The 19,411-nt window shown below is 64.5% G+C and carries 24 protein-coding genes and 1 tRNA gene; 8 read left to right on the forward strand and 17 right to left on the reverse strand.

Features of this window, described 5'->3' with window-relative positions; all coding sequences use genetic code 11:
• On the reverse strand, window positions 1–328 hold a 328-nt coding region (locus tag KDK95_RS28295), incomplete at its 3' end, for a hypothetical protein (protein ID WP_212521368.1).
• Between the two features lie 218 nt (window positions 329–546).
• Here KDK95_RS28295 and KDK95_RS28300 point away from each other — a divergent pair.
• Entirely contained in the window at window positions 547–777 is a 231-nt protein-coding gene (locus KDK95_RS28300; RefSeq protein ID WP_212521369.1) for a DUF4287 domain-containing protein, read from the forward strand.
• A 41-nt stretch (window positions 778–818) separates the two neighbouring features.
• Window positions 819–901: transfer RNA gene (locus KDK95_RS28305), tRNA-Leu, on the forward strand.
• A gap of 100 nt (window positions 902–1,001) precedes the next feature.
• On the opposite strand, the gene KDK95_RS28310 is transcribed toward KDK95_RS28305, so the two are convergent.
• From KDK95_RS28310 to KDK95_RS28345, 8 genes are all read right to left on the reverse strand, one after another.
• Window positions 1,002–2,339, reverse strand: a complete 1,338-nt coding sequence (locus tag KDK95_RS28310; RefSeq protein ID WP_212521370.1) for a tyrosine-type recombinase/integrase — start codon at window positions 2,337–2,339, stop codon at window positions 1,002–1,004.
• A 27-nt stretch (window positions 2,340–2,366) separates the two neighbouring features.
• A complete protein-coding gene (locus KDK95_RS28315; protein ID WP_212521371.1) occupies window positions 2,367–2,582 on the reverse strand; it encodes a helix-turn-helix domain-containing protein in 216 nt (71 codons plus the stop codon).
• A gap of 112 nt (window positions 2,583–2,694) precedes the next feature.
• A complete protein-coding gene (locus KDK95_RS28320) occupies window positions 2,695–4,509 on the reverse strand; it encodes an FtsK/SpoIIIE domain-containing protein (protein ID WP_212521372.1) in 1,815 nt (604 codons plus the stop codon).
• Window positions 4,494–4,820 carry a hypothetical protein gene (locus KDK95_RS28325; protein WP_212521373.1) on the reverse strand — a complete coding sequence of 109 codons (327 nt, stop codon included), beginning with the start codon at window positions 4,818–4,820 and terminating at the stop codon, window positions 4,494–4,496. The genes KDK95_RS28320 and KDK95_RS28325 overlap by 16 nt, the downstream gene beginning before the upstream one ends.
• Before the next feature lie 20 nt (window positions 4,821–4,840).
• A complete protein-coding gene (locus KDK95_RS28330; protein WP_212521374.1) occupies window positions 4,841–5,218 on the reverse strand; it encodes a hypothetical protein in 378 nt (125 codons plus the stop codon).
• Window positions 5,215–5,925, reverse strand: coding sequence for a DUF2637 domain-containing protein (locus tag KDK95_RS28335; protein WP_212521375.1), 711 nt, complete (start codon window positions 5,923–5,925; stop codon window positions 5,215–5,217). The genes KDK95_RS28330 and KDK95_RS28335 overlap by 4 nt, the downstream gene beginning before the upstream one ends.
• 14 nt (window positions 5,926–5,939) lie before the next feature.
• Complete coding sequence (locus KDK95_RS28340; protein WP_212521376.1) at window positions 5,940–6,134, reverse strand: DUF2304 domain-containing protein; 195 nt, start codon at window positions 6,132–6,134, stop codon at window positions 5,940–5,942.
• 24 nt (window positions 6,135–6,158) lie between these two features.
• Window positions 6,159–6,419: a hypothetical protein gene (locus KDK95_RS28345; RefSeq protein WP_212521377.1), complete on the reverse strand. Its 261-nt coding sequence runs from the start codon at window positions 6,417–6,419 to the stop codon at window positions 6,159–6,161.
• 489 nt (window positions 6,420–6,908) lie between these two features.
• Here KDK95_RS28345 and KDK95_RS28350 point away from each other — a divergent pair, with 489 nt between their 5' ends.
• Genes KDK95_RS28350 through KDK95_RS28360 form a run of 3 tightly spaced genes read left to right on the forward strand, consistent with a single transcriptional unit; the run spans window position 6,909 to window position 8,595 of the window.
• Window positions 6,909–7,646: an XRE family transcriptional regulator gene (locus KDK95_RS28350; RefSeq protein WP_212521390.1), complete on the forward strand. Its 738-nt coding sequence runs from the start codon at window positions 6,909–6,911 to the stop codon at window positions 7,644–7,646.
• A gap of 6 nt (window positions 7,647–7,652) precedes the next feature.
• On the forward strand, window positions 7,653–8,129 hold the full coding sequence (locus KDK95_RS28355; RefSeq protein WP_212521378.1) for an NUDIX domain-containing protein: 477 nt from the start codon (window positions 7,653–7,655) through the stop codon (window positions 8,127–8,129).
• A complete protein-coding gene (locus tag KDK95_RS28360; protein WP_212521379.1) occupies window positions 8,119–8,595 on the forward strand; it encodes a hypothetical protein in 477 nt (158 codons plus the stop codon). The genes KDK95_RS28355 and KDK95_RS28360 overlap by 11 nt, the downstream gene beginning before the upstream one ends.
• Here KDK95_RS28360 and KDK95_RS28365 read toward each other — a convergent pair.
• The 5 genes from KDK95_RS28365 to KDK95_RS28385 form a co-directional block, all read right to left on the reverse strand.
• The gene (locus KDK95_RS28365; RefSeq protein WP_212521380.1) at window positions 8,576–9,127 is read right to left on the reverse strand and encodes an HD domain-containing protein; all 552 of its coding nucleotides are present in this window, start codon (window positions 9,125–9,127) and stop codon (window positions 8,576–8,578) included. The two genes, KDK95_RS28360 and KDK95_RS28365, sit on opposite strands and share 20 nt — an antisense overlap.
• A gap of 55 nt (window positions 9,128–9,182) precedes the next feature.
• The gene (locus KDK95_RS28370) at window positions 9,183–9,665 is read right to left on the reverse strand and encodes a GntR family transcriptional regulator (protein ID WP_212521381.1); all 483 of its coding nucleotides are present in this window, start codon (window positions 9,663–9,665) and stop codon (window positions 9,183–9,185) included.
• A gap of 143 nt (window positions 9,666–9,808) precedes the next feature.
• Window positions 9,809–10,900, reverse strand: a complete 1,092-nt coding sequence (locus KDK95_RS37495; protein WP_212521382.1) for an HTH domain-containing protein — start codon at window positions 10,898–10,900, stop codon at window positions 9,809–9,811.
• A 571-nt stretch (window positions 10,901–11,471) separates the two neighbouring features.
• Window positions 11,472–11,711, reverse strand: coding sequence for a hypothetical protein (locus KDK95_RS28380; protein ID WP_212521383.1), 240 nt, complete (start codon window positions 11,709–11,711; stop codon window positions 11,472–11,474).
• Window positions 11,704–12,108 carry a hypothetical protein gene (locus tag KDK95_RS28385; RefSeq protein WP_212521384.1) on the reverse strand — a complete coding sequence of 135 codons (405 nt, stop codon included), beginning with the start codon at window positions 12,106–12,108 and terminating at the stop codon, window positions 11,704–11,706. Before KDK95_RS28385 ends, KDK95_RS28380 begins: the two co-directional genes overlap by 8 nt.
• A 98-nt stretch (window positions 12,109–12,206) precedes the next feature.
• On the opposite strand from KDK95_RS28385, the gene KDK95_RS28390 reads away from it, so the two are divergent.
• On the forward strand, window positions 12,207–12,926 hold the full coding sequence (locus KDK95_RS28390) for an XRE family transcriptional regulator (protein WP_212521385.1): 720 nt from the start codon (window positions 12,207–12,209) through the stop codon (window positions 12,924–12,926).
• A gap of 68 nt (window positions 12,927–12,994) precedes the next feature.
• Here the strand turns inward: KDK95_RS28390 and KDK95_RS28395 are convergent, their stop codons facing one another.
• Entirely contained in the window at window positions 12,995–15,421 is a 2,427-nt protein-coding gene (locus KDK95_RS28395) for a hypothetical protein (RefSeq protein WP_212521386.1), read from the reverse strand.
• A gap of 773 nt (window positions 15,422–16,194) precedes the next feature.
• Between KDK95_RS28395 and KDK95_RS28400 the strand changes: the two genes are divergently transcribed.
• The gene (locus tag KDK95_RS28400) at window positions 16,195–16,899 is read left to right on the forward strand and encodes a hypothetical protein (protein WP_212521387.1); all 705 of its coding nucleotides are present in this window, start codon (window positions 16,195–16,197) and stop codon (window positions 16,897–16,899) included.
• A gap of 1 nt (window position 16,900) precedes the next feature.
• On the forward strand, window positions 16,901–17,119 hold the full coding sequence (locus KDK95_RS28405) for a hypothetical protein (protein WP_212521388.1): 219 nt from the start codon (window positions 16,901–16,903) through the stop codon (window positions 17,117–17,119).
• A 622-nt stretch (window positions 17,120–17,741) separates the two neighbouring features.
• Here the strand turns inward: KDK95_RS28405 and KDK95_RS28410 are convergent.
• Both KDK95_RS28410 and KDK95_RS28415 read right to left on the reverse strand, forming a co-directional pair.
• Window positions 17,742–18,299 (reverse strand): HD domain-containing protein, encoded by a 558-nt coding sequence (locus KDK95_RS28410; RefSeq protein ID WP_212521389.1) that lies wholly within the window; start codon window positions 18,297–18,299, stop codon window positions 17,742–17,744.
• A gap of 316 nt (window positions 18,300–18,615) precedes the next feature.
• Window positions 18,616–19,411 (reverse strand): SanA/YdcF family protein (locus KDK95_RS28415; RefSeq protein WP_306466709.1); only part of this gene is annotated, 796 nt, incomplete at its 5' end.

Below are 19,411 nucleotides of genomic sequence, written 5' to 3' on the forward strand. Positions count from 1 at the left end.
CGCCGCCATCACCCGTCACGGCGCTGGCCCGCGCACACGCGGTCAGCAGATCGTGCCCCGTCACGCCGATCTGATCCCCCACGACGAACGGCCCGTCGAACGGCAACTGCCGCCACTCCGGCGCCACCGCCGAATCCCGGTCCTCCACACCTTGCGCCGCGTAAGCCAGCCACTCCGCCAACTCGTGCCCCGCGCTCGCCCGCGGCTGCCCGTCCGGCAGCCGGCCGAGCAGCTTGGACTCGGGCATGCTGCGGAAACGTCCCGCCAACCGGGCCAGCACAGCCTCGAGTCGGGCGGCGACGGACGCGACACCGGCCAGGTCTTGCACCCTTCCAGCCTAATCCAGCCGCACACGTCCGCACGTCGTTCCCCCCGAATTCACCGTCCGTCCCGCGGCACGGCGCACACTCCGCCCCGATTCGCCCGCCTCCGGGGGTTGCCTAGAGCGCGAAGCTCAGGCACAGTCAAGTCACGGGCCGGTCACGCCCCCGACAGCCGTCATTTCCCCATATCCGGTACTCCGGTTCACTCTTGGGAGACGCCCCTATGTCGATGCACCACTCGGATCAGACCCATCGCAACCTCCTCGCCCGCATCCCCCAGGTCACCGGCCGCGCGCTGAACGACTGGTGCCGCGAAGTCGACGCCGGCCCCGGCCTCGCCCGCTTCGAGGAGCGCGTGAACTGGCTCCGCTACGAGTTCGATCTGCCGCACAGCTACGCCACCGCGATCGTCCACGAGCACGACCTCCGCCGCGCCGCCCGCGCCTTCGCCTAACCCCGCGCCAACCCGGTACGCTGTCCCGGCGCCCTGCGCGCGCCCGGATGGTGGAACGGCAGACACAAGGAGCTTAAACCTCCCTGACCGCGAGGTCGTGCGGGTTCGAGTCCCGCTCCGGGCACCTCTCTGAGCTGGGAGTCCTAGCTCAACTTGCGAACATCGCCAAGATCCAAAGCCGTCCCCAGTCTCGGCGACAGTCTCTATTTACCTTGCCTTGACCGTCATTTTTCGCTGTCGCTGGCCTCGTCGTCGTCTGGCAGCTCCCAGAGCGCGCGGCTCATCCGCTCCGCGGCCTCCTTTGCGAGCCGGCTCGTGACGTGCGTATACCGCTTGGTGACGGCCAACGTGGAGTGCCCAAGGATCTCCTGGACAACCCGAATATCGACGCCCTGCTCAAGCAACAAAGTCGCGGCCGTGTGCCTAGCGTCGTGCAGCCGCGCGTCGCGAACTCCTGCGGCCTTACAGAGCCACTTCCAGTCGGCCCAGTCGTCGCGCGACTCGTACGGCTTGCCGAGCGAGTTGGGAAAGCACAAGTCCCAGTCCTCCCACTCCTCCCCCGCCGCTTCCCTGAGCTTCTTCTGCTTGCGCCAATGCGCCTTTAGCTCTCGGATCAGCGGCTCGGGGAGGACGACGGTCCGCACCTTTCCGCCCTTCGGCTGCCGGAACTCCCATTCCCCGCCGAGCCGCTGCGGGCAGCGCTCGGCATGGAAACGGCAGTCCGGCCGGCACGGCACCGGGCACCGCTTCTTGTGCTTCTCGCAGGGAGTCGCACACGCCTCCCGGTGCCGCGTCTCCCCGCACGCGTGCGGGTCCTCGCAGCCGTGCCGATAGCGGGTCCGCTTGATCTGGAAGACGCGCAGCGTGCCCGCCTTGAGGTCGATGCATCCCCAGCGCATTCCGAGTGCTTCGCCCTGCCGCAAGCCGAGAGCGAGAGCAACGGACCAGCGCGCGCCGTTCGGGAGCACGGCGGCCAGGTCGAGGATCTTCCGAGCCTCGGCCTGGTTCAGCGGCTCGATCTCTTGCTCACGGTGCGTCGGCGTCTCGACGTACATCGGGCTAGCCACGTTCCGAGCCACCTTCCCCCGCCGCACGGCCATCTTCAACGCGCGCGAGAGGATCTGGTGAATCAGCCGCACTGTCTTCGTCGAGAGCCCTTGCTGCCCGAGGTACGTGTAGAACGAGTCCACGTGTTCGGGGAGCAGCCGGTCGAGCCTGTGCTTGCCGAGCCGGGGGATGATCCAGCGCTCGACCTTCGGCCGGTAGATCTCGTCCACCGTCGTCTGCTGAGCCGTGCGCGGCGCGATCGTGTCGAGCCACGTGCGCATCCACTCGGCGACGGTCGGCACGCGACCCGCCTTCGCGATGAGGCCGGCGTCCCGCTCCTTCTCCAGCCTCTGGACTTCCCTGATCGCGTCGGCCTCGTTCCGGTACATGACGTGCCTACGGTCCTCTGAGCCGTCTTCCTTGACGCCCATCAGAACGCGGCCGTGGAAATACCCGTCTGCGCCCTTGTAGACCTTCGCTGAGCCGTTGGGACTCCGGGGTCTCAACGGAGCCATGTGCATCACTCCTTTCCATCTCTGGCTTCACGCTGCGGGTCGGCTGTTGCGCGCCCGCAGGTTGTCGATGTAGATCCGCAAGGCTTCGGCGGGGATCTTGCGGCTGCGGCCGATGTAGACGGATTCGACGTCGCCTGAATCAAGAAGTTCATAGAGCTTCGTCCTGCTGATCCGTAGCGCTGCGGCTGCTTCGTGAATCGTGTAGAGCAGTGGCTCGTCATGGTTCGCGTTCGTGGGTGGCACCTCCTTTCGGTCGAGCTCAGGGCGTCCGCGCAAACATCCGTCCGTCGTCCGTCCGCGCGTTGTACTGCGCAGACGCGCGCGAGGCTGCGGACGTCCACGCGGACGCGGACAACTACGCGGCGGGTGACTCGCGGTGCGGATCGGCGGCGCGCCAGCGTCCTCGGGAGACCTGGACGGCGCGGCCGTTGCGGGCGTGCTGCTGGAGTCGGAGATAGATCCATGTGCGTTGCATTCCAGTCGTCATGATCAGTTCGGGGATGGTCACGCCCTCGTCCGGCGCTTCGCGCAGCGCCGCCCAGAGCACGGATTCGGGGTCAACTGAGCCGTCGACAATCTCGCCTTCGAGCACTTCGCCCGAGCCGTCCGCCTCGGCGTCGCGAGCCGTGCCGACCGCTGCGGCGGACAGGTCATCGAGCGGCGGACGGATCGGTGCCCAGCGAGCGGCCTCGGTGGCTACGTCCTCGTCAGTGACGAGGAATCCGCGGGCGCGGCGCGGGTGGTCGAGGCCTTCGGCAGAGATGAGGAACTTGCCGGGCGCGTCGAGCGTGTGCGCGTGCCAGCCGGCGGCGAGCATGCCCTGTCCGAGGATGAGATCGGTGTCGCGCCGCTCGCGCACGCGCAGCCCGATCCGGATGTCCATCTGGGCACGGAGCGCGCCATTGCCCATGGCCTTCTGTGTCGGGCGCTGAGTCGCGGCGAGTTCCGTCACGGCCAATGCTCGGCCGCGTCGAGCCACGGAATCGGCAGCGTCGGCAGCGAGGGGAGCGTTTTCGGCGAGCTCGGCGTATTCGTCGGTGATGATGATCAGCGCGGGATGCTGCGGGCTCGGATTCCAGACGCGGGCCGCGTCCTCCCCCATGGCCTTGGCTCGCGCTTCGAGGATGCCTACGGCGTCGCGCTGGAGCTGCGTCGCCTCGGCAGGTGTGGTCGCAAGCCGGTCCATGCAGGAGAGCCACGGCCGCAGCTCCATGCCGCCCTTGAGGTCGATCCCCCACAGCACGACATCTGCGCACGCGGCAAGGTTCGCGACGATGACATTGAGGATGCCGCTCTTGCCCGAGCCCGCGATGCCGCCGATGAGCGCATGGCGTCGCAGGAAGCTGACGCGGACTGGCGTGGCGTCCTCGAAGACGCCGAGCGTGATCGGCTGGGTAATGCTGCGGACGGACGGCCCCGTCCACCGGATGGCCTCGGCGTGCGGATCGGTCGCCAGCACGCGGATCGTGGCTCGTCCCGCGTGCGCGGGGTCCGGCTCGACGCGCACGGCTCCCGGACGCGTGCCGAGCCCCGATTCGATCGCTGGCACGTGGGCAACCACATCGGCGACGGTCTGTCCGCCGCGTAGCGCAATCCGGGCGCGCCATCCCCAGACGTCGACGACGGCCGACAGGACGCGCGAGCCAGCCAAGCCGACCTGCTCGGCAATGTCGGGCCATGCCTGGATCGTGCGGTCGACCGTGACGCGCATCCGGCGCCGGCGATGGGTCCACCACGGCAATCCGCCCGCGAGCACAGCCAGGCCGAGCAGCGTCGGCAGCGGGTCTCTGGACGGCCCGAGTTTGGCCGCTGCGCTCAACCACCCGCCCGCCGCGAAGACGGCCGCCGTGGCGTACACGCGCTCACTGCGTTGCTCGGCCCGGAACGGCGCTCCGGTCGCCCCGACGACGCCAGCGAGGACGACGGCCGCGCCCGCGACGTACGGCCACCATTGCGGGTGTTCGGTGTGCAGCAGCTCCCCCGCCATCGCGAGCACAAGCACAGTCGTGAGCGGCGCGAGCTCCGAGCGGTACCGGTAGAGGAGACGTCCCAACGCGGCGAGGACGTCCGCGAACCCGTTGCCGTCCGCGACAAGCATGAGCGGTGCGGCGTTGCGGTTCCGGAGCATCCGACGATGGCGTCGGCTGTATGCCCTCATCGCCAGCTCCATTCGTCGATCTCCTCGGCAGTGATGGGTTCGTGCGCGGCGAGCTCATCGCGCAGCAGGCACAGGGATTCGGACTCGGTGCCGTACTCGGCTCCAGCGGCCTCGGCGGCGCGAGCGGCGGCGAGCAGGTTGGCGAACTCGGTACGGGCCTCGGTCGCGAGCAAGACCGCACGATCGAGCTCGGCGAGCAGGACAGGGATATCGGCGAGCGCGGCCCACATAGCGGCAGGTGTGCGGTAGCGCAGGGCGGTACGGAAGTGGGATCGAACGGCCTCCTGGTCGAGCGTCGGGCGTGGTGCGTATTCGGTCGGCATCAGTTGGTCAGCGCCTCCTTTCAATCGGGGTCAGCGTGTTCTGTGGTCTTGCGACGCGGCTCAAGCAGGTCGCTCCAGTCGCGCCACTCGTCGAGTTCTTCGGCCGTGATCTCACGGTGTCGGCGCACCTCAAGACGCAGCCCAAGCAGCGCGAACTTGTCGCCGGCATCTGCGGCCGCGAGAGCATCCCGCGCAGCGACGAGCAGGTCCGCGAACTCGTGACGGTGCTCGCGCTCAATCCGCACGAGCCGCCTGATCTCTGCGAGCAGGCTCGTGACTTCGACGCGCAAATCGGCGACTGCCTCGCGGTCACGGACGCGACGTTGCGTCACAGCGTTGAGCCGCAGCTTGACGGCCTCCAGATCGAGATCTGGTTCGTATCGGCGTACGTGCTTCATGCGGTCGGCCTCTCCGATTCCGGTTGCGAGCCCTCGGCGGCGAGCCAGCGACGCAGCTCGGTCGCCTTTGTCCCGGAGATCTTCAGTACGGTCCGCAACTCGTCCCGCGTGATCGATCGGCCATCGTGCGCGGCCCGGTACGCCGTATCCGCGTCACGCGCGGCCGTCCTGAGCTCGTCCTCGGTGCGCGGCCTCGGCCGACGCTTCGGCTTGCTCCGAGTACGGACTTGGGGACGCTCCTCGGCCGGCGCAGCTCCGTCCTCTGGCTCGTCCTCGCGGACGTCCTCGGGCTCGACGAGCGTCCGCAGCGCGTGAAGGTGCGCCGTGAAACCGAGTACAGCGGCCGGTACGGCACCGACGAGGACGACGATCGGTGGCGTGATGTGCATCAGGCCGACTGTCACGGAGTGGTACGTCGCGTTGCCCGCGATGCTCGCCGCGATTGCGCCGATGGCGTTGGCTCGGGCGAAGCGCCGGGCGCGTCTGGCTCGCGTGGTCGAGGCGAGCCAGACGCGAGCCGACGTCATCGCGTATGCGTCGAGGGTGACCGGCAATAGCCACGCGAGCCGCGTCGGCCAACCCGTGATGAGCGCGAGCCCGCGCAGGCCGGTGAAGCTGGCCACGGCGGCGGATGCTGCGGCAATTAGCATCCCCGCCATGACCCACAGGTCACGCGGTGGCGAGCTCGCGTTCGTCGCGTCGGACATTGGTTGTTGTCTCCTCAGAGGTGGAGTCGGGACAGGAAGCGTGTGAAGGCCTGGACCGCGTGCGCGATGTCCGGGCCGGCCGACGACGAGGCCAGGTAGAAGCCGAGCAGCGCGCAAAGGACGATCTGCCAGAGCGGCAGCCGGGCATACCGCCAGATCAGGTAGACGAAGACGGCAAGCAGCAGGACGAGCGAGAGCGAAACGACCATGTAGAACCTCCTTCCGGGTCGGAGTCAGCGGATGATGATCGCGAGCGCGGTGACGGCGGCCAGGCCGATACCGAGCAGCAACCGGCCGGGCGTGGACGTGGCCCAGAGCAGGGCGAGTGACAGCAGCCTGATCGGCAGCACGACGAGGCGGAACGTCGGGTGGACGCCCTCGTCACGCGGCCAGAGCCGCGCCCAGTCCTGTGACTGAGCCAGGGTGATCTGATAAGCGCCGCGCCGTTGCTTGATGCGCTGCGGGCTCAGCAGGAACTCGACGTTGCCGCTCACGACCGGCCACCGTCCCGGCGAGCCTCGGCGCGCTGACCCCGCCGCCGTCCCGCGACGCGCCGGTTCCAACGCGCACGCGAACGGCACTTCGCGCACAAGTCGCTGTGCTCGTCCTCGCTGATCACGGCACCGCACGGGCAGGTCAGTCCCTCGTCACTGGTCGAGTAGATGTTCACGGTTGGACTCCCTTCGGTTGGGAGCCGACCGCTCGTTCTAGAATCCGCACATGTACAGCATGTGCAGATTCAGAATGCCCAAGGACTGACGCGACGTCAATACAAGGGAGGTTTCGAGCGATCCGGCTCCGGGCTACCGGCGCTTCTTGCGCCGACACGAAGAGCATCGCGCCAGGTCAGGGGACGAGATCACCACGCAACCGACCGTCTCGCGGACGTCCCCCGCGTGATCGCAAACATGGCTGGACTTGTGCAGGACGTCTCCCCTAAGTTGGAGGACGTCCCCGCGACGAGCCGAAGACACAGGGTGATGATGGCCAACGAGCGATTGCGTGCTGCGCTGCTGGAACGCGGCGTCACACCGGACGAGCTCGCCGCAGCCATCGAGGTCGATGTAAAGACGATCGAGCGTTGGATCACCAAGAGCCGCACGCCCTACCGTCGCCACCGGTACGCCGTCGCTGCGTTCCTGCGCATGGAAGAAACGTACCTCTGGCCCGACGCGCTAACGGCCGAGCAAGCCACGGGCGCGTCCGAGAGCGAGATCCTCAACGTCTTCCCACACCGCTCGACGGTTCCGAACGAGCTATGGCATCGGCTCTTCGAGTCGGCCGAGGAAGAGATCGGCGTCCTCGTCTACAGCGGGCTCTTCCTGTCCGAAGACATGGGCATTCACCGCATCTTTCGCAACAAGGCGGACGCAGGCGTAAAGATCCACATCCTGCTCGGCGACCCAAAGAGCGAGCAAGTCGCCCAGCGCGGCGCAGACGAGGGCGTCGACGAAGCCATGGCCGGGAAGATCAAGAACGCGCTCGTCATGTACAAGCCGCTGCGTGGCATTGACGGCATCGAGTTCCGCCTACACGACAAGATCTTGTACAACTCGATCTATCGCGCCGACGACCAACTCTTGGTCAACACCCACATCTACGGCTTCACGGCGGCCCACGCACCGGTTCTTCACCTGCGGAAAGTGGCCGGCGGCAGCATGGTGACGAACTACTTGACCAGCTTCGAACGAGTCTGGGACAGCGCGAGCCCTCTGGAGTAACGCACCATGCCGAGCAGGATCGACTACTACGACGACCCGGACGCGCCACCCGCCAACAGCCTCGTCCCGTCAGTCAACGTCGTCGTAGTCGACGACGCTGGCCGGATTCTGATGATCCGCCGAACGGACAACGGCAACTGGGCGGTTCCGGGCGGAGCCATCGATCTCGGGGAATCCGTCGTCGGCGCGGCCGTGCGCGAGACCGCGGAGGAGACCGGCATCACGTGCGAGATCACCGGAATCGTCGGCATCTACAGCGATCCGAAGCACGTGATCCACTACACGAGCAACGACGAGGTGCGGCAAGAGTTCTCGATCGTGCTCACCGCCCGCCCCGTCGCCGGCGAGCCGAAACCGAGCAGCGAAACGAGCGAAGTGCACTGGGTAGAGCCGGACGCGATCGGCCGACTCAAGATCGACCGCTCGATGAAGATGCGGATCACGGACTACCTCGCGGGCGGGAAGCCACACCTTGGGGATTGAGTGGATCGACACAACAGCCAACATCTTTGCATCTATAGGCACGGTCGGCGCGTTCGTTACCGGATTCGTGTTGCTGCGCAGCGAGCACAGGCGAGAGGCTGACCGCACAGAGGACGAGCGACGCGCCCAGGCCTCGAAGGTCTCCGCGTGGGTAGAGCTCTACCGCACGCCGGACGGCTCGCGAGAGCTCATGTTTCACGTCCACAACTCGTCCGACATGCCGATATACGAGGTCGAGCTCCCACTACCCACCCGCGGCGACGATGAGCCCGAGACTCAGTTCGTCGGCCTGGTCCCGCCGGGCCAGACCATCCGCCGGCTTGCTCCGCACGACTGGCTTGCCTCGTACGTCGGCCCCGAGCCAATCGAGATCGAGTTCCTCGACAGCGCCGGCTGGCAGTGGCGCCGTGACGAGCAGGGTGCGCTCGTGCGGGCCGCTCAGCGAACTATCGCTGAGCGCCAATGAGCTCAGAGATCCTGTGTGCAGCGTCGACAATGCGTGGGCTCGCCTCACTGATTGACTCGAAGACGACCGACCCGGCCTCGTAGCGTTCGAGGATTTCGGCAAGCCGGTCCTCGACATCCGTAGTGCGTCCGTCCGGCGTCGTCGTCATGTCGCTGTACGTCAGCGCGTCAGCGAGCAGTCCTCCGACCGGCGGAAACTCAGCCTCAAGCGCTGCGTGCATGCCGCGATTCCTTGCTTCGATGCACGCGCACGAGTGGTGAGCGACCAGGGAGCAGAGCCGCGGATCGGCGCTCGCGTTGTCTCGCAAGTAGCGTGCCCCGTCCAACTGGTGCATCCCAGTCTTGACGAGTTCGGGCGCGTAGCCGATGTCGTGCAGCCAGGCAGCAGCGGCAAGGAGCTCCGCATCCTTACCGAGGACACCCGCGAGTGACTCGGCGCGACGGCCGACACCTTGGCTATGCGCCCAGCGGCGCGGCAACGGCTCGGCAAGTAGCTGCTCGGCAAGCTCACGAGCCCACGTGAGGAGTTCCACGCCTTGACGGTATTCCGCGCCTAACGCCCGCGTCAGCAGTCCTCGCCGGACGTCTTCAGACGTCCTCGCCTGGAGCCAACCGCACGAACCTACCCTTGCCCTGAGCTGCTTCGATAAGCCCAGCGGCTTGCAACTCCAGGAATGCTTGCCGCGTCGTCCCGCGTGATACGCCGTATTGAGCCGTGAGGACAGCCTCGCTAGGCAAGGCGTCACCAGGAGCCAACTCGCCGCTCTCAATCTTCGCCCGGAGGTCAGCCGCGATCAGACGATAGCTGGGCTCGGTGCGCTGCGAGCCCCCTCTTGGCTTGCCGGGCTCAGCTACGACGCGCCCGCGCCCAGGGAGCACGTTGATTAGCTGCTCCTCTTCGAGCTCCGTCAGCGCGCGCCGCAAGGTATTGCGAGAGACGCTGTACTCCGAGGAAAGCTCCGCCTCGCTGGGCAGTAGCGCACCGGGCGCGAACTCGCCGCGCATGATGCGCTGGCGCAGCGACGCTGTGATCGTCTTGTACGCGCCCCACGCTGTAGCTCGCGAGCTCACTCGCCCGATCCTCGCTTCCCAGTGCGCCAGGTGATGCCCCATCTCATCACGTTTCCGCCCGACGCGGCACCAAGGGCGGGGTCTGGCAGCGCCAGCCGTGTTGTTCCGTGCCTGCTGCCCGCACCGCGGCGTCTCGCGTCGATCTAGTCGCTGAAGTCGGGTTCGGGACGCAACGTGTAGACGGGCGTGGCTCCGCTGTTTCGGTACGTCTTGCCGCTGATGGCGTCGGCGAGTTGTCTCGGGTGAACGGCGTAGCGTCCAGCGAGTTCGGCGATCGTCAGGTTTCGGTCGTTCCGGTAGAGCATGCGTGCCTCATTAGCCAGTTCCTCAGTCATCGGCTTGTACTCAACGATGGGCGCAGTCATATCCTCGATGTATCGCTTGACCGTGGTCTCGCTGACACCGAGCCGGGTGGCGATGGTCCTGCTACCCGCGCCCGTGGCCCGCTGGGCGCGGATCTGCTCAATCAAGTCCTCGTTGCGCAGCGGTCCACGTTGCGGGCTGGGCGGGCGCGTGAGGTAGGCGTAGAGCTCGGTGAGCTTCTGATAGTGCTCCGCCTGCTCCTCGATGAGGATGGCGAGCCGGTTGGCTACCTCACTTGGACTCGCCGGCAGAATTGGCTCACATAGGGTCGCGATGCTCTCTCCGGTCGCGAACTCGAGGGCCTTTCGGTACTCGGGGATCGGCATCGCGTGGTCGCCGCTCTCCCACTTCTGCACCAGTCGCTTCGTGCAATGCACGTTGAAGCCGAGCCTGTCGGCAGCGGCCTGGACCGCGACAGCGAAGTCCGCTTGAGACAGCCCGAGCTTCTCCACGCGCACCGCGCGCAGATGCCTACCGTCGAGTCGCAACTGATGGGCCCTGCCGCGCTGCGGAAACGGCGCGGCGACGATCACTGATCCGATGGCGGAGCCCGACTCGTTCTCTGCGCCGTGCTCCGCGAGCGGCGGCGCGACACGCTCGGCCTCAACGTCGGCCCGTGACGCAGCTCGACAGAAGGACTCAAAGTCCATCCTCGTCACGTAGGCAATTGCCTTCTGATACGGAACGCTCGGCACGGCGTGCTCGCCGTTCTCCCACTTCTGCACCAGTCGCTTCGCGCATCTGAGGTGCGGGAACCCGAGCGTTCGCCCGGCCTCCCGTACTCTCTGCGCGAACTCCGCCTGGGTTACACCGAGCGCGTCCCGACGTACGGCAGCGAGCCGTGCGCCGTCGAATCGCGTGGCCGTCTGCACGCCCTTCCGCCTCGACTGGTGGTTGTAAGCGGCGGGGTCCTCGCCGTGGCGAGGCCGCTCTTGCTGTGAACCGGTCTCTGAGAGTTGGTTGGGGGGCTCATCGGCGGACTTCCTCGAACTGAGTCCAAGTGATGCTCTGGGGATCGCGTGATCTTCACGCGCACTGAGGCGAGCGTCTGCCTCCTGCGCGATGTCTGCGTAGTCGCTAGTAGATGGCGTCACGGGTTGTCCGTTCACTCGCGATGGTAGGTCGAATGAGATCCGTATTTCATCGAGCTCCGTGGCTCGCCCTGAGAAATGCGCAGGGTGCTCTTCGTCGCTCGTCAACGGCTGCTGGCCAGCGGCCGGCGCGGATTTGCTTGGGGCGCGCCGGGGGCTGACCGCCATCCCCGCGGCAGAAGCGTGTACGGGCCGGCAGCCATGACTCTCACACGTGAGCACGGTCAGGAAGGCCAGGCTCATACCTCACCGAACCGAAGGGGCTAGTGGCTCGAAAAGATGTAGCCTCGGCTCGCTGGCCGGACGCTCGGCACACGCCGACGCGGACGCCGAGCGGGACTATCGGGCTGCCCTACAGCGCGCGCTTGACGACGACTGCGTAGTCGGCTTCGTCGTGGCGATACTCGCCGATCTCGGCGAGCCGGTCGGCGAACTTCGACTCCGCGCTGTCCCTAAGGCTGTCCGGCCCACGGATGCCCCAGGCAGCAAGGAAGCTCTCGGCGAGCTCCTTCACTCGCGATTCAGTCGGGATGCTGGTCCGGCGAAATGGTTGACTTCCGCCGCGATGAATCACGATCTCAAGGTCATACACTGCCGCCACCCCCGTCCGCGTCGATGGGCGCTCGCCAGACCGTGACCGTCTCCACCGTGCTCGGGATGCTTAGCGACAGATGCTGCACCGCGGGCGTCTCAGTGAACCGCAGCACGAAGCTTCGATCGTGGCACGAAGGACGGTCCCTCACGGTCACGGACGCGACCTGACGCAGCGTGCCCAAATCGCGCAGCCAGTCGCCCTTGCGAATCTGGTCGGGGCGGACGATGAACTGCCGCCGGTTATCAAAGGTTTGAATCCGATGGGAAGCGCTGGGGCGACTACCGCCCACGCCACGCCCAGGCGAGAGCTCGCTCCTCACTGCGAACTCCTGCGGATGGCAACCACGATCGGCCTCCTGATCGCTCGTACACATGGCAACCGTGTGCATGAGCATCGGCGCAATCGTCGGACACAAATACCGCACATGAAGGGACGTCTAGGGACTTCTTCGCTATGCTCGAACTTGTCCCGCCCACGTCACCAGGAGCGTCCGTGAACGAGGCCTTGCGCAACGCCCTCGCCGCCAAGGGCATCGACCGGCTCGATGTCGCGGCGAAACTCCAAGTAGATCCAAAGACGGTAGAGCGCTGGCTCGCTGGCCGACTCCCCCACCCGAGCACGCGTACCGCGCTCGCCCGGCTCCTAGACATGGACGAGCAGGAGCTGTGGCCTGCGGCCGACAACCCCCACGCCCGCCGCTTCGGCCCAGAGATCCGAGCCGTCTACCCTCACCGCTGGGCTGTCCCCCGCGACATCTGGCACCAGCACTTCGCCAGCGCCGAGCACGAAATCGACATCCTCGTCTACAGCGGCCTCTTCTTGTTCGAAGACGCCGGCGTGCTCCAACTCCTCGCCAGCAAGGCGGACGCGGGCGTCCGCATCCGCATCCTTCTCGGCGACCCCGAATCCGCCGTAGTCGCCCAACGCGGCGAGGACGAGGGCATCGGCGACTCAATGGCAGCTCGAATCTGCAACGCCCAAGCCCTACTTAAGCCACTCGTCACCTGCGACACCACAGAGCTTCGCTTCCACCGGACGACGCTGTACAACTCCCTCTTCCGCGCCGACAACCGACTGCTGGCCAACGCACATATCCACGGCGTCAACGCCTCCGCGGCGCCCATTCTCCATCTCTGCCACTCCGCCCATGCGACCCTTTTTTCCACGTATATTGCGAGCTTCGAGCGGGCTTGGCAAGACTCAAAGTTATAAGTTTCCACTCTAAGACCAATGTCGCCTAATGGCACAGCAGCGATAGTGATTCTAGTGAGCAAAACCGCCTATGGAAGAATCTTGTGTGAGGACGCAGCTGCATCCACAGCGCTTGCAGCTTCTCCGCCAGCGCGATAAGTGGAATATCGGCACCTTCGCGGGTAATTATCCCACATCTTGGAAAAGCTAGACTCGGGGTCATCGGAGAACCTAAGCATTTCCCCCGGCGACTCAAATATAGCACCCTTAAACAGATATTGTGGAACGCCAAGGTTGGGCATTCCTACCCATTTAAACGACGACGGCTGAGCCAAACTAATTGCGCTACCATCCGCGCCGGTTAGCGTGACAGTAGACCGACCCCATCGGTCGGTCGATCGCTCGCTGATTGCGTAAATCATTCGGCAAAAACCCATTGCCTCCAATCGTTCGATTGCGCGCCGAGTGGCGTCGAGCGCCTGCTCAAGCGCTCCGAGTTCGACTGGCGTCTTTTGAAAATGCGCCAAATTGTTCCGCATTCCAACCACATCTGCGGCCCGCAAGAGAATCGACACGGTGGCAGAGCCTTCGATCAACGCATCTTGCGAGCCAGACACTAGATCCAGAAAAGGAACCGTGTGAGCGAATGGAAATTTTTGTATATCCGTCTTTCCGACGTAGCCCGGCGCGGCGTCCACTGCTCGCACATACTCGTCGGCGTGGACGCATAAATCTTTCAAAAATGATGAAAAATGCCCAAAAGAATTGACTAGCGGATATAGCGTTCGCCTGCCGTTTAAAGACAGGTTCTCCAGATTCTTGTCCTTCTTCTGGTAATCACTCAAGCTACGCCAGGCCTCTTCGCCGTAACTCTGCGCGTAGACAAATGGGCGACGACTAGATACGTGATCATTTGTCAAAGCCCACCAAGCGTATTGCAGGGAGTCTTCGAGGACGCCCTCAAGTTCAGGAAAATAAAGCGCGCCCGCGCTCTTTATTTTTTCAATATTGATGCTTGAGCTCGCCAGCGCATCGCGGACGAGCTGAGTCATTTCACCGTGGTAGCGCCAGAACAATTCTGTCCGCTTGGTCGGAAGGGGGAGATCGAATCCAAGCTTCCAGAGAATCTGGTTGACCAGATCCTTGTCTGAACTTACGCCAGTGGCCGACAAGCCCTGGTTTGTAATATGCAGCTTTTCGAATGCGACATCTACGTTTTGCTTACGCGCTAGTACTATGTTTTCGACCACTGAAGCAGGGTCGTGCTTGTAAAGAAAATCAGCAAGCCTCGATTCTATGTTGGGTCCTTCAACGCTTCGAAGTTGCCAGTTCAGCTCTTCGCGGTCTTCGGATTTTGTCATGTCGTACAGCCCGCCAACGAGCCTTTGCAGCCTCAGGAGGGGAAGGTCGTCGTCCAAAGACTTCGACCTGAAACCGTAGGCACCCACCTCTCCAAAGAGCTCAAATGGACCCAAGCAATCCTCGGTAAGTTGCCGCTTTCTAACTTCTCCCGGCGCTATCTTGACTACATTAGATGAAATGAGCGCGTCAATAGCCTTGGCAATCTCGTTCGATCGTGCGATCCAGCACAGCTGAAGCAGCGTGCCGCTATTTGCCTCCTCAAGTTTTTCCTCTCGGCCGCTCCCGTAGCCGACCCGACGCATTTCATCGCGCACTTGCGGACCGGCGTTTTCGTGTAACCACCGCACCATCTCCCGTAGCTCTTCCATAGAAAAGCACTCGCCGAGCAGGAGCGGCGCCGGCAGGAAGTCATAGGCGTCGTAGCTTGCGTCCTCTGGAAACCGCACTTCGCTAATGAACTCGGCCCATACTTCTGCAGCTTTGCTTGTGCTCTGCAAAACTTTGGCTACCTTGGGAAGCTCGCGATTTATTTGGGCATCATAGTTTGTAGATAAGTCCGTGACATGCGCCGCGTGACAGGCCACGTCTGAGCAGTGCTGGAGAGCCAAATGGGATCTAGGCGCAATCCAGCGGCCTTGCATGCTTTCCGCAATTCCTAGAGGGCCGGTAATGTGTGTACCCACTTGGAATACACCACAAGGCGTATTTTCAAGCAGGCGAGCGGTATCATGAGAGTTAAGCCTTACGCGGCGGTCGGGAAAAAGGTCAGCCGCTTTGTCATACAGCTCTCGCGTGTACCGGAGAGGATATTTAATCTTACCGTCTCTAATGTGTGCCGATATTTCTTCAATTAGTTTACCAGTATTTGTCTTCTCAACATCGACGATCAAATCGTCGCTAGCTATTTCCAGAAGGCAAATTAGGGAAGCTTCTTTCGCCGGTACGTCATGCTTCGTTATTAGCTGCTGCCGTATCTTCGAGCCATAATCGGTAAGGACGATGGCGCCATTCATAGCGTCCGAGACCTTGTACTCAGCGTCAATAATGCTGTGCCTCAGCAAGGCGGCGATGTTAACGATTTCGGAAAGCGACTTGCGCCACTTCGGATCGGCGTATTTTTGAGACAGCGACTCAACCGTAGGTTGCTGTGTCATGCGACCACCCCATTCACGCGCGATTAGGCTACTTAACCAGGATACTCATGGTGGCAAGCTCTGTCTGGACCACTACGCCGTCCAGGGAACTGCGCCTGTCAGGGGCGCATCTGGTTGGCCGCGCCGAGGTAGCGGCGGGCTCGCCTGGCCGAAGGTCGGGCTCTCATATAAAGTTCTGCAGTCTCGGTTTCAGTCTCAGTCCGCCGCGATACGTCGGTGTCCGCCGACGTACGCTGATACGGCTGACCTGCGCGAGCGGGCAACCGCGTACGTCGGCGGACACCGACCGGGCGATCTTAAACCTCCCTGACCGCGAGGTCGTGCGGGTTCGAGTCCCGCTCCGGGCACAGTCATCTGACCTGCATGGTCTAGCTCACCTTGTGGGCAATCCAAGATCTAGTACCGAGCTCAGTCTCTGTTCTGGCCTCTTTCGAGATTGCCGAGGCCGGTATTTTCCTTGTCCCAGTCGTCAACCTCCGAGCCGTCGTCCCCGACTCCACGGGCGAATCGCATACACCGGAGGACTACCTGGTTCGACCTCCGGGGCAAGCGGAGGACCACAGCAATCCGCGCCCGCGACCGTGCGCCGGACGCTTCAGCTGACCGCACGGGAAGTTAACTTCTTGCACTGCCTGTCACTGCTGCTCACCGCACCGCAAGCGGCCAAACGCTTTGCCAACGTCTTTCGGCGTAGGCGTTCTTCGTCAGCACGCCGACGTGATGCGCTCGCACGCGGCGAACTTCTACGCCCAGGCCGCCGGGATCCAGTTTTGATGGCGGGCGGACAAGGGCAACGCGACGCTGCGATCGCCCTCAAAGACACGTTCGGCAAGGCCGCCGACGACTTCACGGGCAAAACTGCCGACTTTCACGCGATCACCGCTGACAGCGCGCTGCAGGGCGCACGCAAATTAGCCACCGTCGACAGCGACTTCGGCGACACGTTCGACGGGATCAAGCCGGGCGAGGTCCCGACCAGAGTTCAAGACCCTGTCGCCAGCCCGCCACCGGCCAGTGGCAGCACACCGGCGTTCCACGACAAGATCAAGTCCATTCTCGACCCCGAAAATGACGAGGCAGGTGGGACTGGAGCGGAACCCAGTCCGGAACGGCGCAAACCGACCACACCGACGCCTGGGCCCGATCCGGTGGCAATCACCGACCAGACGGCAGCCACTCAGGCGGCGATCGACGAACTGTCCACTGTGCCCTCGAAGGTCTACGGCAAGGTCACGAAGTTTATGGAGGACCAGCCCGGCGGCCGGATCAGCATTGGCGACAAACCCATCAACCAGTTGCCGGGCGGCGCAGGCCTCACTGGTGCGCCGCGGGGCTGGCCTCCTGGCTCGAAGTGGGACGACGTCGCGCGTCTACCTCCCGGGCTCGCGGCGGTTGTTGATAAACTCATCGGGTGCGAGTGCCAGCGTGAGCGTACCGCTGCACGAGTTCGGTCACGGCGCCGACGCGGCCTACGGTGACTTGAGCAGCCAGAGCGACTGGCAGACGGTCCAGAACAACGTCGTGAACTCCGTCGGGAAAGACCCGAACTGGAGCCACTACTACGATCATCCCCAGGAGTTGTTCGCTGAGGGATTCGCCTCATGGGTCAAAGGCGGAGACGCTCTGAAGAACCTCGCTCTCTGCAACGCGCAGGTCGCCAAGACGATGGAGGACTACTTTGAACGACAGTTCGGATGAACAAGAGACGGCGTACATGGACACCACGACGCCGCCGATGCTTGCCCCGGACGGTGTGACCATCCTCGTGCCGCTCCGCGGGCGGACCGAGGACGGCGTCTACTACGACGGCGCCACCAAAGTAGTCCCCGGAGATCCCCGGTACGACGAACTACTGCCACTAGCTCGCGCAAACCCGGCTCCCGCACCCTCGACACAGGGACGGCCCGTCGACCCCGACACGCGGTCCATGCTCCGCCGCGCAGCCGGGCTCGAGTAAGTTCCCGAGCGTTGGCGGTCCGCGGCGCCCTTGCGGTCGCCCCGAGTCGCGTAGACAAGCATCCGCGATAGGCACCCGTATATCCGCGTAAATCAATGGCTGTAGTCTCAGCTTCAGTGTCTGTTCGCCCCGGTGCGTCGACGTCCGCCGACGTACATTGATAAGGCTGACCTGCAGGAGCGGGCGACCACGTACGTGGGCTGACACCGGGTGATCGAGCCTAAACCTCCCTGACCGACCGGTCGTGCGGACTCGAATTTCGCTTCGGCACCGGCTCTGAGCTGCGGATTCTGATCCGCGAGGAGCCTGGGCACACGTAGCCCGGCCTGATCTGACTCGGCCGCTCAAGCGCGGTTCCGCGTGCTAGAGGCATGTGGACATGAGCGCTGAGATGCGGGCGACGGACTCGAAGATGAGTGGGGTCGCTTCGGTCATGGTCTCGTAGACGATCGAGCCGGGCGCGTAGCGGGCGAAGATCTCGGTGAGACGGTCCTTGGCGTTGGTTAGCTCGCCGTCCGGCGTTGTGGAGACGTCGCAGTAAGTTAGGGCGTCGGCCAACAGGCCGGGGATGGGTGGGAACTCGGCTTCCAGCACGGCGTGTAGGTCGCGGTGTCGGGCTTCTATGTCGGCGTACGTGTGGTGCGCGATCAGGGCGCAGAGGCGGGGGTTGGCCTTCTCGGTGTCGCGGAGGTGGCGGGCACCGTCTAGTTGATGCATGCCGGTGTCGGCTAGGCCGGGGGCGTAGCCGATGTCGTGGAGCCATACGGCTGCGGCTAGGAGCTCGGCGTCGTCGCCGAGGGCGGGGATGCCGGCCAGTACCTCGGCGAGGTAGCCGACGCCTTGGGTGTGGGCCCAGCGGCGCGGGAGTTCCTGGGCGAGGAGTTGCTCGGCGAGGGATTGGGCCCAGGGCAGCAGATCCATGGCCACGAACCTAACTCATTCCGTCGCGGACGCAGGCGTACCCGCGGCGCCGGAGGCGATGCCGCAGCGCCGGAGGCGATGTCGCGGGGGCATTGGATCAGGCCGTATGCGTCGGGTCTGGCGTTCGTTGGGGCGTTTGCGGGCCGACGGAGCCTAGGTGGACCGGGCGACGTTGACAACGTGCGCTGGCTCAACCAGCTCCATCGCTTGGTCAGTTCGGCAGGTTCAGCCACTTCGGCCGTTTGGTCAGTCAGCCGGTTCAGCCACTTCAGTCGTTTGGTCAATTCAGCCGGTTCAGACAGTTCAGCCAGTTCGGTCAGTTGGCGGTGTCGGCCGTCGCCAGGGCCTGGGCTACGCCGTCGTCCTTGGGGCCCAGGAACATGGGGTCGGGCTGGATGATGGCCTGATAGATCGCGTTGAAGGAGGCTGCTACCTCGCGGAGGCCGTTGCGCATCCATTCGGTGACGGATCCCTCGTGGAGACCGTCGGGGTCGGCTACGCCGTAGGCGTCGATGCCGGCAGCGCGGCATAGGTAGGTGGCGCGGGGAATGTGGAAGGTCTGGCTGACGAGGATGGCCTTGGTGACCCCGAAGACGCGCTTGGCACGGTCGCAGCTGGCCCAGGTGTCGAAGCCGGCGTAGTCGAGGACGATGACGCTTTCGGGCACGCCGCGTGCCGTGAGGTAGTCACGCATGGCTTTCGGCTCGTTGTAGGTGGGCGTCGAGTTGTCGCCGGTGACGAGGAAGACCTTGAACTTGCCTGCGTGCCACAGTTGCAGCGCCAGGTTCAGTCTGCCTTCCAGGTAGTTGCCGGGCTGGTCGCCTTGCACGCCTGCGCCGAAGACGATGCCGACCGGTTCGGCGGGGACTTGGGCCTCGGAGTAGACGTAGGGGTTGCCTTGTCCGCGCACGTAGATGATCGGGATGAAGAGGAGGATCGTCGCGACGGAGAGCAGTTGGAAGCTGCGGCGTTTGCCGATTCTGGTACGCGGGTCGAAGGGGCGTAGCAGGCGTCGGATGGGAGCCAGCGCGCGCGAGGCGACGATGCGCGATACGAAGGCGCGGGCGCGGCGGCGTACGACGGACCAGCGGCGGGGTACGACGGACGAGGGG

Source organism: Actinospica acidithermotolerans (assembly GCF_018139625.1).
GTDB classification, from domain to species: Bacteria; Actinomycetota; Actinomycetes; order Streptomycetales; family Catenulisporaceae; genus Actinospica; species Actinospica acidithermotolerans.